Origin of the sequence: Terriglobus sp. (assembly GCF_965201105.1) — a bacterium.
Lineage (GTDB): Bacteria > Acidobacteriota > Terriglobia > Terriglobales > Acidobacteriaceae > Terriglobus.
Genome location: NZ_OZ241741.1, coordinates 4,100,542 through 4,117,092 on the forward strand (window position 1 = coordinate 4,100,542; position 16,551 = coordinate 4,117,092).

At 57.5% G+C, this 16,551-nt stretch carries 12 protein-coding genes; 4 read left to right on the forward strand and 8 right to left on the reverse strand.

What is annotated here, in order from left to right:
* Window positions 1-24: 24 nt before the first annotated feature.
* A complete protein-coding gene (locus ACOFKT_RS17990) occupies window positions 25-1,479 on the forward strand; it encodes a hypothetical protein (protein ID WP_419805366.1) in 1,455 nt (484 codons plus the stop codon).
* A 158-nt stretch (window positions 1,480-1,637) separates the two neighbouring features.
* Here ACOFKT_RS17990 and ACOFKT_RS17995 read toward each other — a convergent pair whose 3' ends face one another.
* Together ACOFKT_RS17995 and ACOFKT_RS18000 are read right to left on the reverse strand one after the other, a co-directional pair.
* On the reverse strand, window positions 1,638-1,949 hold the full coding sequence (locus ACOFKT_RS17995) for a hypothetical protein (RefSeq protein WP_419805367.1): 312 nt from the start codon (window positions 1,947-1,949) through the stop codon (window positions 1,638-1,640).
* Between the two features lie 9 nt (window positions 1,950-1,958).
* Entirely contained in the window at window positions 1,959-2,435 is a 477-nt protein-coding gene (locus ACOFKT_RS18000; RefSeq protein ID WP_419805368.1) for a DUF6640 family protein, read from the reverse strand.
* A gap of 387 nt (window positions 2,436-2,822) precedes the next feature.
* Here ACOFKT_RS18000 and ACOFKT_RS18005 point away from each other — a divergent pair, with 387 nt between their 5' ends.
* A complete protein-coding gene (locus ACOFKT_RS18005) occupies window positions 2,823-5,297 on the forward strand; it encodes a TonB-dependent receptor (protein WP_419805369.1) in 2,475 nt (824 codons plus the stop codon).
* A gap of 224 nt (window positions 5,298-5,521) precedes the next feature.
* Here the strand turns inward: ACOFKT_RS18005 and ACOFKT_RS18010 are convergent, their stop codons facing one another.
* From ACOFKT_RS18010 to ACOFKT_RS18020, 3 genes are all read right to left on the reverse strand, one after another.
* Window positions 5,522-6,847: a hypothetical protein gene (locus tag ACOFKT_RS18010; RefSeq protein ID WP_419805370.1), complete on the reverse strand. Its 1,326-nt coding sequence runs from the start codon at window positions 6,845-6,847 to the stop codon at window positions 5,522-5,524.
* On the reverse strand, window positions 6,844-7,854 hold the full coding sequence (locus ACOFKT_RS18015) for a VWA domain-containing protein (RefSeq protein WP_419807190.1): 1,011 nt from the start codon (window positions 7,852-7,854) through the stop codon (window positions 6,844-6,846). The genes ACOFKT_RS18010 and ACOFKT_RS18015 overlap by 4 nt, the downstream gene beginning before the upstream one ends.
* A gap of 389 nt (window positions 7,855-8,243) precedes the next feature.
* Entirely contained in the window at window positions 8,244-8,663 is a 420-nt protein-coding gene (locus ACOFKT_RS18020; protein WP_419805371.1) for an EamA family transporter, read from the reverse strand.
* Between the two features lie 59 nt (window positions 8,664-8,722).
* Between ACOFKT_RS18020 and ACOFKT_RS18025 the strand changes: the two genes are divergently transcribed.
* Both ACOFKT_RS18025 and ACOFKT_RS18030 read left to right on the forward strand, forming a co-directional pair.
* Window positions 8,723-9,400 carry a response regulator transcription factor gene (locus ACOFKT_RS18025; protein ID WP_419805372.1) on the forward strand — a complete coding sequence of 226 codons (678 nt, stop codon included), beginning with the start codon at window positions 8,723-8,725 and terminating at the stop codon, window positions 9,398-9,400.
* Between the two features lie 9 nt (window positions 9,401-9,409).
* Window positions 9,410-10,801 carry a sensor histidine kinase gene (locus tag ACOFKT_RS18030; RefSeq protein ID WP_419805373.1) on the forward strand — a complete coding sequence of 464 codons (1,392 nt, stop codon included), beginning with the start codon at window positions 9,410-9,412 and terminating at the stop codon, window positions 10,799-10,801.
* A gap of 62 nt (window positions 10,802-10,863) precedes the next feature.
* Here the strand turns inward: ACOFKT_RS18030 and ACOFKT_RS18035 are convergent, their stop codons facing one another.
* From ACOFKT_RS18035 to ACOFKT_RS18045, 3 genes are read right to left on the reverse strand one after another with little or no spacing between them, the layout of a single operon-like run.
* The gene (locus tag ACOFKT_RS18035; protein ID WP_419805374.1) at window positions 10,864-13,977 is read right to left on the reverse strand and encodes an efflux RND transporter permease subunit; all 3,114 of its coding nucleotides are present in this window, start codon (window positions 13,975-13,977) and stop codon (window positions 10,864-10,866) included.
* A complete protein-coding gene (locus tag ACOFKT_RS18040) occupies window positions 13,977-15,236 on the reverse strand; it encodes an efflux RND transporter periplasmic adaptor subunit (protein ID WP_419805375.1) in 1,260 nt (419 codons plus the stop codon). The genes ACOFKT_RS18035 and ACOFKT_RS18040 overlap by 1 nt, the downstream gene beginning before the upstream one ends.
* A gap of 1 nt (window position 15,237) precedes the next feature.
* Complete coding sequence (locus ACOFKT_RS18045; RefSeq protein ID WP_419805376.1) at window positions 15,238-16,494, reverse strand: TolC family protein; 1,257 nt, start codon at window positions 16,492-16,494, stop codon at window positions 15,238-15,240.
* Window positions 16,495-16,551: the final 57 nt, after the last annotated feature.

Here is a 16,551-nt window from a genome sequence, read left to right on the forward strand (position 1 = left end):
TTCGCTTCAGGAAGGTTCCCCAACATGTTCCCAACGCTGTCACGTCGTCGCTTCTTTGGTCTTGGAAGTTCTGCCGCCCTGTTGGCAGGCGTTTCGTTTACGCCGGCCGGCGCCCGTTCCGCTGGGGCGCAAAGTCTGCCGACCGGTTTGCTGAAAGATACCGAGAATCTGCCGGATTCGCTGAACAACGCCTTTGTCTTTACCAACCTGATGATGGACGCCTACGCGACCGGTCTGACGGTGCGATTGGCGCAGAGCTACAGCGATCAGGCTCTGGGCGCGACGGCCTTTACCTATGACAACGCCGTGCTGATCCATGCGTATCTTGCCAGCGAAGATCCTGACAACCTGCCGCGCGCTGAGACGCTGGGCAGAGGCCTGTTGTATGCGCAGGCAAATAACTTCCCGGTGGCCGATGGCCGCTTCGCGCAGGCGTACTTCGTAAACGTGGCAAACCCGGATGGCAGCGGCGCATTTATTACTCCAGCCGCGTATCCGTTTTACTTTTACACCAGCGCGGTGGGTGACCAGGCGTGGGCGGGCATGGCGCTGGCGCAGCTTTTCAAGCGCACGGGCGATCACCAGTACCTGATGGGTGCTGTGAAGGTGGCGAACTGGATCGTGACCAATGCGTACAGCGATACAGGCGCGGGCGGCTACTCCTTCGGCACCAACATCAACCCGCAGAACATGTCGGTGCCGTCGACCAACGGCAAGAGCACGGAACACAACATCGACACGTTCGCCTTCTTCACCATGCTGTCCACGCTCTCGAATGAGAAAGCGGTGAACGGCAGCACATGGAAGTCGTTGGCGAACCACGCGCTTCAGTTCCTGCGCAAGGTTTACAACGAGGCCGGTCCGTACTTCTACACTGGCACCACCAGCGATGGCGTGACGATTGCAACAACGCCCATCCCGGAGGACTGCCAGACCTGGTCCTACATGGCGCTGCTGCACAGCGGCATTGATCTGCCAGGGCACAAGAAAACCATTGACTGGGCCATCGATAATTTGTCTGTGACCGACACACCACCGGCGAGCGGCACCAGCCTGACAAAACAGAAGCAGGTACACGGTTTGACCTTTGACACGGCCAGCCTGACCACGACCAGCGCGGACCCGCACGCGGTCTGGTTTGAGGGCACATCGCACACCGCCGCCGCGTTGATTGCGCGCGTGTTGAATGGCGATCTAGGAGGAGCATTTGCGCGGCTCGCGAATGACGTTCAGCGCACCTTGCGTCTGTTGAACGACTGCGTGCACGGTCAGAAAATTCTGGGTGCGGGACAGACCGTTAACGGAAAAACGATTCCCGCCGGACTGGGATTGGTCGCGGCCTCCAGCGTGCTCGACACCGGCTTTGGCTACACCTACGGCCCCAGTCTGCACATTGGCGCGACTGGCTGGTTTCTGATCGCCGGTCATGCGGGCAATCCCTTCCAGCTGGGCTACCGGCCCGCAAGCTTCACGCTTTAGCAGGTGGCTAAAGCTATTTTTCGGGCAACCCGGCAATGAACAGCTTTGGTGATGGCTGGATCGCTCTTCGATTCATTGCGTGAGCGCTTGGAGCATTAGGCGCAACGCTCTGACAAAAGGATCACAAGACGGCACGCGCGCTCCATCGCGCTCTTCGGTTAATCGCGCTCTTCCATGTAGAAACCATGGGCGGTGAGCGTGTCGAAGGGGATTTGCTCTTCCGTGCCGATGGGTACCCAGCGATCGCGTATGCTTTCGTCCTGCAACGCCGCCATCGCGTTCGCGATAATTTTGTCTGACACGCCGATGCGTTGCAGTGCATGGATCAGGTCAGCCGGAGTTGCATAGGTATCTTCATCGGCAAGCAGACCGCCGGCGCCACCCACCGCGTGTTTCGCGGTGATCTGCAATCCGTACGAGAGCTCGCCGCCTGCCGTTTCGAAGCTTTGGATTTTGAGTGCGCATAGCATTCATGAAGCCTAGCACCCGGATGAACCATCCGCTACTGCTGCTGGCATCGGATCGTGAGCGACGTACATGCTGTTACCCAGCGCCCATCCGGCTACCGAAAGCAGTGCGAAAAGCGCTACTACAACAAGGTTGGGATAGATGATGTGTCCACCAAGACGTGGTTCATTCCCAGGAATTCCCGCCCAGTAAGAGGACATCGGCAGGAAGAATGGCACGTAGAAGAACGGTGTCCAATAGGAGAGCGAAAGCAAACTCGCGGCGGCGAAAGCCACGGCAGGTTCTTTTGACTTTCGCCACAGCAGCCACGTTCCAACGCCGGCTTCACCGGCGAAGACGAAGAGCAGGATTGCGGAATGATAACGAGCGTGAGGATGCCAAAGAGGGTTGAGGAGATGGTTCCTACTCCAGTCCAAGACGAAGGACATGATGGCACCGCCTATGAGAACGAAAGTGAGAATGAACTTACCGAGTTTAGCTGGAGTCATTTCGAGACCTTTGTGTAAGAGCTGAATGGTGAGTGCAGACGATAGTACGAAGTTGATGACACTGCAATGGAAAACGTCACCGGGGTCGAGCCACCGCGGCGAGCCCTGCTCTGAAGCAGTGATCTGTGTTCACTTCAGGGGCCGGCAAGAGCAACCTGTGGCGGTACTGGCGTACAGCTCGCGCCGAGATGCTAGTTCCGATCGAGACGCATACGCGATAGAAGCAACAGATGGCCACTTAAGCCAACCTTAAGATTTCTCCAGAAATGGCTCGATTTATCAGATCTTGTTCAGCGAGCCTACTAATTTCTTTGCAACGTCATGATGCGTTCACTTTCGGTGGTGACCTTTGGTGCGAAGGTATCGATAGATCTTGGAGCCCCACCTATGCATCTTTTCTCGCTCTGCGTCATAGCGACGCTGGTGCCCGCCGTTTTGTCGGCGCAAACAGGAACAACGCTCGCAGGCAGTGTCACGGATGTGAAAGGTTCGACGATCGCGCATGCGCGGGTAGCAGTTCACACCACTTCGAATCACAAGCCGCAAAGCACGACTACTGACGATGCGGGGAGGTTTGTCTTTGCCTTGCCGCCCGGCGAGTACGAGTTGGACGTCGATGCACCTGGCTTCGCTACAACGCAGCGACTCATCACCGTCGCTGCAGATCAACCAAGCGAGATCGCGATTCCGCTGAACGTCAGCACGGTTTCGGAGCAGGTCGTCGTGGAGGCCGACGCTTCGAACTCCTTGGCGGCGCAGCAAGCTCCGCTCGATACACGGCTTGACACGCGATCAGCACGCACCGAGATCTCAAACCACTTCGTGGAGAACTATCTTTCCCCGGTTGCTGACTACAGCGAGACGACGCAGCTTGCACCAGGCACGTTCAACGTAAACGCGAACGGTATCGGCCTGGGCGATGCGAAGAGTTACTTCCGAGGCTTTCCGGATGGGAATTACGACATCACTTTTGACGGAATCCCGTTCGAAGATACCAACTCTCCCACGCACCATTCTTGGGCGTTCTTTCCCTCGCAATGGCTGGGTGGTGTTGATTTTGATCGAAGCCCCGGCTCAGCCTCGACGATCGGACCCACGCCCTTCGGTGGTTCAATCAATCTTCTTTCCAAGCCACTTATCAATCATTTCGAACTTCGCGGCGGGGTCTCCTACGGTTCCTTCAATACGCTGCTGATCGATGGTTCGCTCAATGCCGGGAAGTTTGGTCCTGGACGCAAGATGAACCTGGTCGCGGACGTGCACCGGCTTACCTCGGACGGTTTTCAGACCTTCAACCGGCAGGAGCGCAACGCCGGATCATTGAAGTTTGAGTACAAGATCTCTGATACGCGCGTGCTGAGCGGCTTTGCAGGCGTGCTGCGACTGACCACCAACACGCCCAACTTCAAGGGGCCGCTGCGCAGCCAAATAGCCACCCTCGGCTACAACTACCTGCTGAACAACAATCCGACTTCGGCTTCGTATTACCGTTACAACTTTTATGTGGTGCCTACCGACTTTGAATACGTGGGCTACAAGACGGATCTAGGTCACGGATGGTATCTGGATACGAAGCCATACACCTACTCCTACAACAATCATCAAAACTATACCAACACGCAGACTGGAACGATCAACGCTGCCGCTTGCAGCGTTCAGTTCAAAGGTATTTATGCCTGCGGCACGGACAAACTTAACAGTTATCGCAAATACGGAGAGGTCACGACCGCGAGTCAGGTGTCCCGATTCGGCATTTTCCGTACAGGTATGTGGTACGAATGGGCGAAGACTGATCGCTTCCAAATCCCGCAGGATCCGCTCACCGGCAACGACTCCGCCCTTCCTAACTTTCATGAGAAGTTCAACACAAATTCCTACCAGCCCTTCGCAGAGTATGAGTGGCATCCGAACACGCGTTTGACACTTACCGGGGGATTTAAATATGCCCGCTACACGCAGGATTTGCAGCAGTTTGCGGATAATGGCAAAACCATCGGCAGCGTGGATCCTGTAACAAAGGTGCCCTTTACTGTCCGCTACAGCTCCGGCGCTTACAACTCGTACCTGCCGTCGGGCGATGCTAATTACCGCATTCGGGATAACTGGTCCATCTATGGCCAGATCGCAACAGGATCGATCATTCCCCCGTCCAGCGTCTTCGATCAGTCGGGACAGGTGAGCGTCCTTCCTAAACCCAGCTTCGCACTGACGATGCAGACCGGTACCGTACTGAAGCTGCGGCGGATCACATTTGACGCGGACTACTATCATGTCCACTTCGGCAATGCATATACCGCAATCGCCGATCCCACGATTCAGAGTGCATCCCAGTTCGTTTCTTCGGGAGATTCGGTGACACAAGGCTTCGAAGGTGAGACCAACGTCGCGCTGCTCCACGGGCTGAACCTCTATGCGAACGGAACTTATGGTGTGGCGCGCTACGTAAGTTCTACGGTCAATGGCGCCGCAAACCTAAGCTACAACCACTGGTTGGCGAATACTCCGGCGAACACCGAGGCATTTGGACTCACCTACTCATCGCGCGGCATGGACTTCGGCATCTTCGACAAGCGTGTCGGGCCGATGTGGAACGACAGTGGCACCTTTACGCAGGTAGTTCCCATTTTGCCATTTAGCACGACGAACCTGTTCCTGAACTACTCTTTGCGCCACGGCTCGCACCTAGATGGGACGAAATTCCGTTTCGGTCTGAATAACCTGTTCGACGTGCGGAATACGACGGGCGTTACTCCGGCTACTAAAGGCGCGACTTTCACCACGAATGCGAACGATTCCCTTGGCTTGACACCGGGCCGTAGCTTGAGCATGACGGTCTACTTCGGTTATGCGCCGAAGCAATGATCCAGGAGTGCAGCACGTCTGAGGCCGCTCTAGACAGAGCGTCAGCTGAACCAAAGCTTCGGTTTGTAATCTATGGGCAAGCGTGGCGGAGTGCGTGGCGTACGCCTTTGAGAGATAGAAGTATCCGCATCAACCAGGCGCATTCGCTGAATCAAAAGCGATACAACAGGGCACGTCTTCAGCGCTGCTTCGCAGAGCGATTGAGAGCGAATCGAATATTTACCTTAACGTTCAGAAAGCGTCACCTCGAGCTCCGTGTCATGGTCGAAGACGGTTTCGTGCCCTCTTGCCAATAGCCGGTAGTACACCGACTTTGCTAAAGCGTAGTACGCGAAGCCCTGCACCACATTTCTGTCCCGCGTTGCAAGCGACACGACACGTGCAATCAAACCCATGCCGTTCGACGAGGTAGCAGCAGTCTGCCATTCCTCGCCTCCACTTTGGTGATGCTCATCTGATCCCGCTGCCGCGGCGAGCACGCCAAGCACGATCGGCTCTGCATATTTCGCAGGCGTGTCGTTGGCTTTGGTTTCGCCTTCCTCGTCTATGCTCACGTTCGCGCCGGGCGCTGTTTCCGCAGCGGAAAGCCGGCCATGGATCGTCAACGGCGGTGCTGCTGTTGCGTTTTGAGGCGTGAGGTCGATGCGGTTGAAAGTAAAGCGCAGGCTGCCGTTGCGGCCCAGCCGACGAGCCCGCTTTACCTGCACCACCGTGCCGTGGAGCGGCGTACCCTCAGGCGCCATTACCTGTTTGCCATCCGGCGAGAGCAGAGGTTGAGTTGTTACAGCCTCAACGCTGTCGCCGCGCTTTGCTACGCCCGAGCTCAATGGGGAAAGTAGCCGTACGTGTAGCGTTCCTTCCGGCAATAGGCCATGCAGATCTTGCCGCGGCAGCTCAGGATGAGGCGTATCCACCACTTCTGTTGGGCTTGCCAAATCTGCATTGAAACGCGTGTTGCTCCAGAGAATCTCTGGATGGTACGGCAACTGCCCGACCGCCCACTTTTCCACGATCTCCTTGTAGCGACGATGCTTGATCACGTCAGACACGCCCGACTTTGCCTGTTCCACGCTGTCCGAGATCTGACCCTTGATGCTGCGCTTTTGCTTTTTCTTGCCAAGTGTAAGCACGGCTGCGTCGGTCTGGAGAGCTGGCGCTTCGACCGTGATCGTCTGCGCTGGCGTTGCTCCCTGTGCTGCGACCGTGATGGATCGAAAGGTTACGTCCGGGACCCGAGGCGGCGTGAAGTCCGCCGCCAGCAGCCTGCGAATACGCAGCGATCGCGATCCTGAATGTGTCCCCACGATCAATCCCGTCACAAGGGACCCGGACGGTACCACCTGATGGTCTATCAGGTAGACCGGTTTCGTCAGGTGTCCAGTGAGCGCCGCCCCCTTATGGATCCGCACCGGCCTGTCCAACGCCACACGCAGCGCCGTACCCGCGGGCAGGGGCACGGTGGCATGCTGTGCGCCGACGCTGCACGCACTCACGCCCGCAAACAACAACCCCGAAGCAATCCGAGATATAGGCCTCACCAGTTTGATCAACGCTTGTCCTCCGAACCTTGCTCTCGCGATGGCGCACGTACAAAGCCGGCGCGCGTTCGTACCTGCAAACCGGCTTCACCTGTCTTCTTCGCCCGGACCGTGATCCTGTGGTACTGGTCGTCTGTGCCGGTGACCATAGGGTGAAAGGCAAGCGTGTACTGGCTGCGAATGTCTTTCGCGACCTCTAACGCCACGCGGTCCACGTCGGCAAGCGATGCCGGGAAAAAGCTCATGCCGCCCGTTTGTTCGGCAAGCGCACGCAGCTCCTTCTTGGCTCGGCCCGCGTCCGATGATGGAGTGTCGTAGAGCAGACCGATCGTGTAAATTTCCGGACCGTTGCCGCGTTGAATCCTGCCAATGGTGGCGGCGAGGTCAGCCGCGGACGCATTGTCGTGACCATCTGTGATCACCACCATCACCTGTCGGCTGTGGTGCGCGTGGCCGGCCAGATCGTCGGCGCTGGAGATCACCGTGTCGTACAGTGCGGTGCCGCCGGAAACGCTTTTGTTCTGCTCCAAGGCATGCTGTAGCGCTGTGACGTCTGTGGTAAGCGCCTGGTCGCGGTAAGCGCTGTCCGCGAAGTTGGTTACAGAGGATTCGTCCTCCGGGTTGGAGGCGCGAATCAGGTCCAGCGCGGCTGTCGCCACGGCTGCCCGTTTGGCTTTCATCGAACCGGAGCCATCCAGCAGAAGCGCCAGTGAGATCGGAACGTCGTCATGCGAGAAGTAAGCCAGTGGAACAGATTTCCTGTCTTCGAGAATCGAGAAGTCCTCACGCCGCAAGTCAGCGACCGGCGTGCCACCTGCACCTGTCACCGTGCAGTAGAGCACCACTTCTTCCACATGCTCGTGCAGAGTGACGATGGGCTGTTCTGGGCTAGTCGCCGCCTGCTGCGCGTGCGCGGAATGTATTCCAACCAGAGCGCACGAGGCAAGAACAGCCGCATGCAGCAGAGAAGCTGCGCTTCGCTGGTTCGATGTGGCTGCTTCTCTTCTGCTCCGCTGCATCACCCGGCAACCCGGCCCGTCCCCGTGCCAAGCGAAGCCGGTCCGGCGAGCCGGCGAAGGTTGTTGGATCCAGATCACGCGTTAGCCTAGTTTCATTCTCTAGGCTTAAGCGAACGTTAAGAAGGCCCGTGCCCTCGCACAGAAGATGCATCTTCCTATCGCCTGGTGCGACACGCTCAGTGGTATCGCCGCTGGTCGCTGCGATCTGGGCTGCGGAAGAGCGTATTCCCAGACTCGGCAGCGCACTAGATGCCAGCGTTTGCTTCAGAAAAGCGCAGTGGGTCTCGGGCACGCTAACATCCAAAACTAGAAACCCAGCCTTAAGGTTCGCTGAAGGTTGGTATGTCATTCTGCAGCATAGCCCTATGGATGCAAGCGGACATTTACGACTAGCTGAAAGCAAGGACGATTGCACCGCCCGCAATCAACAGACTGCCAAGAACTTTCTTGACGGTGATCGACTCGCCAAGGATCGGGGCTGCAAGAGCGATCACGAACACGACGCTCAGCTTGTCAATCGGTGCAACCTTCGAAGCTTCTCCAACCGAGAGCGCGCGAAAGTAGCAGATCCACGACAGACCGGTTGCGACGCCGGAGGCGACCAGATAGATCCAGCTTCGACGGTCAATGTTTGTCAGCCCCTGGTGTGCGCCGAAGCTGAGCGCGATCATCCACGCGAAGAGAACAACGACTGTCGTTCGCACAGCCGTCGCGAGGTTAGGGTCAACATGGGAAACGCCAAGCTTCGCGAGAAGTGCCGTAGCAGCGGCGAACAATGCAGACAGCAGAGACCAGAAAATCCAACTCATGTGCACACTCTTGCAGTCTTTCCCCTCACAAGCAAATGAGTTGAAAGGATGACGCTTCTATGCGCGTTCTAGTGGTAGAAGATGAAGTCCGCCTTGCGGAAAACATTGCACGCGGCCTGCGAGAAGCATCGGGCTACGCCGTGGATGTAGTACACGATGGGGAGGAGGCCCTCACACACTGCAGTACCGGCAGCTACGATCTGATCGTGTTGGATCTGATGCTGCCGAAGTTCACCGGAGAAGAAGTATTAAGGAGTTTGCGTTCTGCACGCGACATCACTCCAGTGATGATCCTGACCGCAGTCAGCGATATCGCCAGAGTTATCAAGCTGCTTGATGTTGGCGCCGACGACTACATGACAAAGCCGTTTGATCTCGGAGAACTGGTTGCACGTTGCCGTGCACTGATCCGTAGAAGCAAGGGTACTGGTGAGCCGATACTCCGGTTCGGCAGTGTCGAATTGCATACCTCGGAACACGTCGTCTTGCGTGGTGGCAAACCAGTAGAATTGTCGCCTACGGAATACCGCATTCTTGAATATCTGATTCATCGACCTCGCATCGTTGTTTCGAAAAGAGAGCTGCTGGAACACTTGTACGACTTCACTTGGGAACACCACTCGAACGTGATCGAGGCGCATATGTCGAACCTGAGAAGGAAGCTGCGGTCAGCTCCAGGTGACAACGATGTACTCGAGACGCTGCGTGGTCGAGGATACCGGTTGGCCCAGCCGTGAGAGGAATTCATGAAGGCGCATTCGCTTGCACGCCGAGCTGTACTCATCGTCTTGGTTACGCAGATGTTGTCAACCCTGGCTCTTGGTGCCGCGGCACTTTTGAAGGAGCGCAACTCCAGGTTACATACGTTTGATCTGCAGCTCGAAGGAAGGTCCGACTCACTTCTGGGAGCGATTCAGGATGCGGAAGACCCCGAAGACAACGTAACTGTGGACTCGGCCGAGTTGCACATTCCGAAGGACGACGCATATGCCGTGTACAACCAGAATGGGCGTTTACTCGGCGCTTCTGCCGGAGTTCCCAATAGCCTGATCGCCCGACGAACTGACGGTTACCGCAATCTCACCGCTGGCGGTACGTCCTACCGGGTCTACCAACGAGAGGCGTTACGCGTCATTGACCGTGCAGAAACGCAGGGCGTTGGGCTGAAGCGTCCCGTGACCATTATCTATGGCTCGCCGGATAATCGTCTGCGGCACGAGATCTTCGAGGCCGTCCGCTTTTATCTTGTTGCAGTTGTGTTGGCCGGTGTTTGTACTGCAGGCGTGGTAACGCTCTTTTTGAGAAAAGAACTACAGCCACTCAACGAACTTGCTGTCGTAGCTTCTGGTCTCACGCCCAGAACGTTGCGATTCGAAGCACCTGCTTCCGCAAGGAAAATCGGTGAACTGCAGCCTCTGATTCGCGCTCTCACGGCGATGGTAGCGAGTCTTCGGCATGCGTTCGCCAGGGAGCAAAAATTCTTCGGTGATGCGGCGCATGAACTGAAGACGGCGATCGCAGTGGTCCGGTCTTCCGTCCAGGTGCTTATGCTGCGGGAAAGAACTGTCAAGGAATATCAATCAGGACTGCTAGGCGTGCTTGATGACAGCACTCGCGTGGAGAAGCTTGTTGCACAAATGCTGCGGCTCGCTTCTGCATCGGAAGATACCAACCGAGAGAAAGTGGAGCTGATTAATTTCACACGCATTGCATCTGAGGTTTGTTCAAATCTCGAGCCTGTCGCTGCTCTTCGTGGAGTCATCCTTGAGCGACACCTGGAACCTTTGAGTGCGGCGCGCTTGCTGCCGGAAGATGCGTACACACTGGTGTCGAACCTTGTGCTCAATGCGATTCAGCACTCTAGACCAGAGTCTTCCGTGGAGGTTCTCGTGACGATGGTTGGGTCGCGCCTGGATCTCCAGGTCCGCGACGATGGCGCGGGCATCAGTGAAGCTGCGCTGCCGCATATCTTCGAGCGCTTCTACCGGGAAGACACTTCCCGCTCCCGAGAGACGGGCGGCACCGGACTTGGGCTCTCCATCTGCAAAGCCATCGTCGATGCGGCAGAGGGATCAATCAAGGTGAGCAGCACGCGTGGTAAGGGAACCACCATGCATGTAACATTCGCCAAGCCTTAAAGAACCCAACTTAGCAGGCCAATGGCGAAGGCGAGACGTTCATTGACATCGAAGAGAATCGATTAAGCTTCGACCGCGTCATGGCGCGTGAGCAGATAGTAGATGACCGGTGTGACCACCAGGCTAAGAAGCATTGAGATAACGACACCACCGATGACCGCGATGGCGAGCGGCTGCAGCATTTGCGAACCGGCTCCCAGTGCAAGCGCGAGCGGCAACATACCGGTGATCGCCGCAAGTGCTGTCATCAAAATCGGGCGGAGCCGCCGTTGCGCTGCGGAGACCATCGCGTCGCGCGCATTCTGACCCTCGTGCCGGAATCGCTCATCGGCATCGAGCAGCAGAATGCCATTCTTCGCAACGATACCGATCACCATAATCAGTCCCATGAAGGATGCGACGTTGAAGGTCATACCCGTAATGAGGAGTGCCCCGAGTACGCCGGCGATCGAAAGTATAGACGACGTGAGAATCGCTATGGGCGCAGCGAAGTTACGAAACTCCGTGAGCAGAACACCGAAGACGAGGGCAAGCGCCAGCACCAGTACGCGCAAGAGGTCTGCAAATGATTTCTGCTGCTCCTGGTAAGTTCCACCGTACTCAACGCGAACGCTGGCTGGCAGGTGCATGTCCTGCACCTGCGCTTGTACCTGGCGTACGGCCGTTCCAAGATCCGTACCCTGCAGCTGTGCGGTAACAACAACAAGCCGTTGCAGGTTCTCACGGCGAATCTCATTCTGTGGCGGAAGCTGCGTGATCGCCGCCATCGATCCGAGCGATGCGGTATGCCCGGCGCTCGAGTTGAAGACCGTGTTGCGAATCGTCTCCAGCGATTGTCTTGTCTCGTTTCCGAGGCGTACGCGCACGGTGTAAGGCCGGCCGTCCGCAATGACAGGATCGTTCACGGTGACACCGTCAAGAATCGAAGTAGCGTCTTCCGCAAGCTCCGAAGGCGTAAAGCCCAATCTACCCGCAAGCTGCGGGTCGAGTTGAAAGCTGGTTGCGGGACCGCTGATAGTATTGTCGATTCCGTTCTCGATACTTACCACGCCATTCACTTTGCCAATCTGATCGGCGACTCGAGGCGCAAGACTACTCAACAGAGCGAAATCCTGGCTGAAGAGCTTGATCTGGATCGGTTCAGGTGCGTTGGAAAGATCGTTGATGTTGTCCTGTAACACCTGGATGTATTCGGTATCGAGTTGTGGCTCATCTGCTTTCACACGCGCGCGAACGTCCGCGATAACTTCCTCAATGCCACGGCTACGCTTGGCCTTGAGTTTCACAGTCATATCGCCGGTGTTTGCCTCTGTTACTGCCGCTAGACCCATCTGAAGGCCGGTACGGCGGCTTACACTTTCGACTTCGGGTGTGTCGTGCAAAATACTTTCTACGTGCGTCAGGACCTTGTCGGTTGCCTGCAGGGAACTTCCAGCAGGCATGATGTAGTCCAGAATGAACCCGCCTTCGTCCATGCCGGGCAGCAGGTCGGAACCGAGACCGCGATAAGCAAAAAAGCTGCCCGCAATCAATGCGACGCAGAGTGCACCCAACACGAGCGGTCGTCGCAGTGACCACTCCAGCGTCTTGCGATGCCAGCCGAGCACTTTCCCGAGTACTGGTCCAACGGCATGTTCTTCCTTTTTTTCTTGTCCGGCAGCATTCGCGTTCTTCGCTTTCAACAGCAGAAGAGCAAGTCCCGGCGTAAACGTTACCGCAAGCAGCAGGGAAGTCAGCAACGAGATCGTCATGGTGACGGCCAGCGCACGGAAGAAGCTGCCCGTCACACCTGTGACCGCGATTAAAGGCAGGAACACCACAACTGGTGTCACAGTGGAGCCGATGAGCGGGTGAGCGATCTCCTTAAGGGCCTTCTGAATGGCCCCGATCCTGTCCTCGCCGGCTTCGCGATGCAAGACAATGTTTTCAACCACCACGATCGCATCGTCTATCACTAAGCCGATTGCAGCGGCGAGTCCACCCAGCGTCATCAGGTTGAAGCTTTGGCCGATGAGCCACAGCACGAGCACGGTCACCGCAACGGTGACGGGAATAACTAAGCCTGCAATGAGCGAAGAGCGCCAGTCACGCAGGAAAAGAAAGAGAATGACGCAAGCAAGTGCAAGGCCAATGAGAATGGCATCGCGCACGCTGCGCACGCTCTCTCGCACAATGCCGGACTGGTCATAGTAAGGAATCAACTGAACGCCGCGCGGAAGTTCGCTCCGCAATTGCGCGACCTGCGCATCCACGCCGTCCGCAACAGCCACCGTGTTACTGTTCGGCTGCCGCGTAATGTTTAGCAGCACCGCGGGCCGACCATCCGCGCGCACTGCCGTGTAGACCGGCATGGTTGCAGGCATGACTGTGGCAATGTCGCCGATACGCACGGGTGCGCCGCCTGCCGTAGTCTTCACTGTGAGCTGCTTCAGACCGTCGATGTCGTGGGCCTGTGCGCCGACGAGCCCGAGCACCAATTGGTGGTCCTGCTCGTAAAGACCTGGCGAATCAATGATGTTTGAGGTTTGCACAGCGTTGACAAGGTCCAAAATCGTGACGCCGGCGACCTGCAGCTTCGCCATGTTTGGAACGATGTGGAACTCGGGGACCTGACCGCCCTGGATCGTAACAGTGCTCACACCGTTGATGCGATTGAGAGGTGGTTTCAGGGTGTAGGTCGCAAGTTCCCAAAGCTGTGTCTGCGAGAGCGTCTGCGAAGTCAGGCTGTAACCAAGGATTGGGAAGGTAGCAAATGTCAAGCGGTTGGTCGTCAGCTTCGCCGTCGAGGGAAGCGACTGTTGCGCCTTACTCAAGGCAGCGTCCACCAATTGCAGCGTGCGAAACATGTCGGCGGACCAATCGAAAAACAAGCTGACTTCGGCCGAGCCGCGACTTGTTGTCGAGCGGACCGTCACCAGGCCCGGAACACTGTTGACTGCGTCCTCGATTGGTTTTGTGATGGTGACCTGCATCTGCTCAACCGGCATGACCCCGTTGTCGATGCCGATCACCACCCGCGGAAAATTCGTGTCCGGGAAAACTGCGATGGGCGTCTTGAAGAAGGCATAGACGCCACCCACAGTGAGCACCACCGCCAGGAACAGAATCGTGCGGACAGACCTCGCGAGCCAGTAGTTCTGGGCAGCGTTTGGGTGCGAAGGAGAAACGGTCGCCATTAGTCCTTTTCTCCCGCATCCGGCTTTCCGATCGTCACCTTGGTGCCGTCATCCAGCCCGTAGCCGCCACTCGTAACCACGCTGTCTGCCAAAGCAAGCCCTGAAAGAATCTGCACCGATTCCGGCGTGCGAATTCCCACCTTCACCGGCCGTTTGTGAACCGCGCGGTCAGGGCCGATGACCATGACACTGGTGCCGCCATCTTGGGAAGGAACAATCGAATCCGTAGGCACCTGCAATGCATTGGGCACGGTGCTTCCTGAGATCGTTGCGTGCACCGGTGTACCCACCTTAAAGTGACCGTCCTTGTTGGGAAGCTTCAGCCACACCTCAACGGTCGTGGAACCGGGGTCAAGCGCAGGACTGATGAAAGAAACTGTCGCTTCTACAGAGTCGGTCATGCCCGGCACTTGTACTTCCGCCTTGTGGCCCAGCCCGAGTTGCTGTGCCGTCGCCTGCGCCAGGTGCAGCTTCGCAAGCAGAGAACTCGTGTCCATGACGGTGATGACAGGCGTACCGGCCGTGGCCGTTTCCCCAGGAAACAGTGGTCGCTCGGTTACCACGCCATCGATCGGGCTGCGCAGGTTCGCATAACTCACCTGGGCTTCCGCGCTCAGGAACCTGCCGCGTGCGGACGTAACTTGCCCCTGCGAAGCTTCCTTGTTTGTGACCTGCGTCGTCCTCTGAACGGAGTCCAGATGCTTCTGCGCAGTTTCGTAGAGAGCTTCAGCCTGTACCGCCGCGGCATACGCCGTATCGGCATCACGGCCAGCAATGGCACCCTGCTGAAAGAGCCTGCGGCGCTCGTCCGCGGTACGCTTCGCCACATCGCGGGCGGCCAGCGCCTGCTGCACGTCGGTTTGCGCCTTGTTCAGCTCCTCGGGATTTGTCGCATTCGCGAGAGCCGTGTAGCTGGCCTGTGCTGTAGTGAGAGCCCCTCTTGTGTCAAGGGCGTTTCCCTGCAGGTCACGGTCTTCCAGTGAAATGAGCAACTGGCCCTTGCGCACATGGGCGCCGCGTTGCACGTACTCAGCGCGAATTGGTGAGCTCACTTTCGGCGCGATGGCGGCCTGCGACAAAGGCAAGAAAATTGCGTCCGCTGAGATTTCTTCTGAAATCGGCCCCTGAGTTGGATGCGCCGCCTGCACCGTGACGGTTACCTCAGGAGCGTCGGCCTCCTTGCTTTTACAGCCCGCAGCACCCGCGACCAATGTGAGCAGGACGGTGGCGGCGAGATGCCGATTTTGAAGGACGTTCATATCAAAGCTTTCCCGTAAGAGTTTGTAGATTGGCCAAGGCGAGTTGATAACGAACGCGCCCGTCGATCTGTGCGGTTTGGGCCGCCAGCAATGTGTTTTGTGCGTCGACAACATCGAGTACGGTGCTTTCCCCGTCTACATACCGCAGATTCACCAATCTCAAGCTTTCGCGCGCGGTCACGAAACTCTGGTCGAGCCGGGCCAGTTGGTCGCTCGCTGTCTTCGCCTCCGCATAAAACTCTGCCAAGTTGGCGATTAGACGCCTCTGCGCGGCGGTAAGCGCTACGGTTGCGGCTTTCTCACGCAAACGACTAGCCTTGATTTTGCGTTCCGTGCTGAGCCAGTCCCACACGGGTATGTCGAGGGCTGCGCTCATGGCGTAACCCAGATTGTGAATGCCGTCCGGCCCGTTCACACCGAAGTTCGTTGCATCAATGCCGTAAGTGAAATTGAGCGCGAGATCTGGCGCAAGGGCGGCCCGGGCTGAGTAGGTCATCGCCTGGCTTGCCTGCACTGACGCAAGGGCTCCGCGCAACTCCGGGCTATTCTGCTTCGCGAGCGCCTCGATGCCGGTTTTCTCCGGAAGCATCGCGGGAGCAGATGCTGGAGCAAGCGAGTACGGCGTCTCCGGGTTGGGGTAGAGCAAGACACCGAGCTCAAGCTTTGCTTTGTTACTGGCAAGCAGTGCCTCGTCGAGCTCGCGTTGCCGTTGCTGCTGTGAAAGTTGCGCCTTCAGAACGTCCGCATGCGCGACCTCGCGCGCGGCTTCGCGCTTCTGTGTGATATCGACAAAATGGTCCGCTTCGGCAAGTGACTCTCTGGCTACGGCGACCTTGTCAGCACTGGCGCCCACACCGTAGTAGAGATTAACTACCGTGCTCACCAGGCCTCTGCGCACAATCTCCAGTTGAGCATTCGCAAGTGCGGATCTTGCACTCGCGAGCCGCACCGCACCAACTTGAGCAAAGCCGACCGTTTCGTTGAATACACCTTGGCTCGCGTACTCGCGGATCGCGTTATTGGCAATGAAGACGGGGGAAGCCGCGCCGGTGGTTTGGCCGATGCGACTCGTCGGCACGCCGTTGGGCTGCGTGTAAATCGACTGATTATGGTAGATCGCTGTCGGCAGCAGGGCCGCCTTTGCATTCGTACGCTCCAGAGCAAGGGCGCGCTGTTCCGCTTGCGCGGCGGCAAATGCCGGCTCGTTGGCGGCAGCGCGGGAAAGCGCCTGGTCCAACGTCAGACCTGCTGTCGGCATCGAGGCTTCAGTGGTCTGAGCCCCCATCTTGGAAAATGAGGCGCAAAGCAAGCTGAT

Coding starts and splice junctions, on each gene's coding strand:
- ACOFKT_RS18030 (WP_419805373.1), top strand. CDS start 9,410: ATGAAGGCGCATTCGCTTGCACGCCGAGCTGTACTCATCGTCTTGGTT.
- ACOFKT_RS18040 (WP_419805375.1), bottom strand. CDS start 15,236: ATGAACGTCCTTCAAAATCGGCATCTCGCCGCCACCGTCCTGCTCACA.
- ACOFKT_RS18025 (WP_419805372.1), top strand. CDS start 8,723: ATGCGCGTTCTAGTGGTAGAAGATGAAGTCCGCCTTGCGGAAAACATT.
- ACOFKT_RS18020 (WP_419805371.1), bottom strand. CDS start 8,663: ATGAGTTGGATTTTCTGGTCTCTGCTGTCTGCATTGTTCGCCGCTGCT.
- ACOFKT_RS17995 (WP_419805367.1), bottom strand. CDS start 1,949: ATGCTATGCGCACTCAAAATCCAAAGCTTCGAAACGGCAGGCGGCGAG.
- ACOFKT_RS18005 (WP_419805369.1), top strand. CDS start 2,823: ATGCATCTTTTCTCGCTCTGCGTCATAGCGACGCTGGTGCCCGCCGTT.
- ACOFKT_RS18015 (WP_419807190.1), bottom strand. CDS start 7,854: ATGCAGCGGAGCAGAAGAGAAGCAGCCACATCGAACCAGCGAAGCGCA.
- ACOFKT_RS18045 (WP_419805376.1), bottom strand. CDS start 16,494: ATGCCGACAGCAGGTCTGACGTTGGACCAGGCGCTTTCCCGCGCTGCC.
- ACOFKT_RS18035 (WP_419805374.1), bottom strand. CDS start 13,977: ATGGCGACCGTTTCTCCTTCGCACCCAAACGCTGCCCAGAACTACTGG.
- ACOFKT_RS17990 (WP_419805366.1), top strand. CDS start 25: ATGTTCCCAACGCTGTCACGTCGTCGCTTCTTTGGTCTTGGAAGTTCT.
- ACOFKT_RS18000 (WP_419805368.1), bottom strand. CDS start 2,435: ATGACTCCAGCTAAACTCGGTAAGTTCATTCTCACTTTCGTTCTCATA.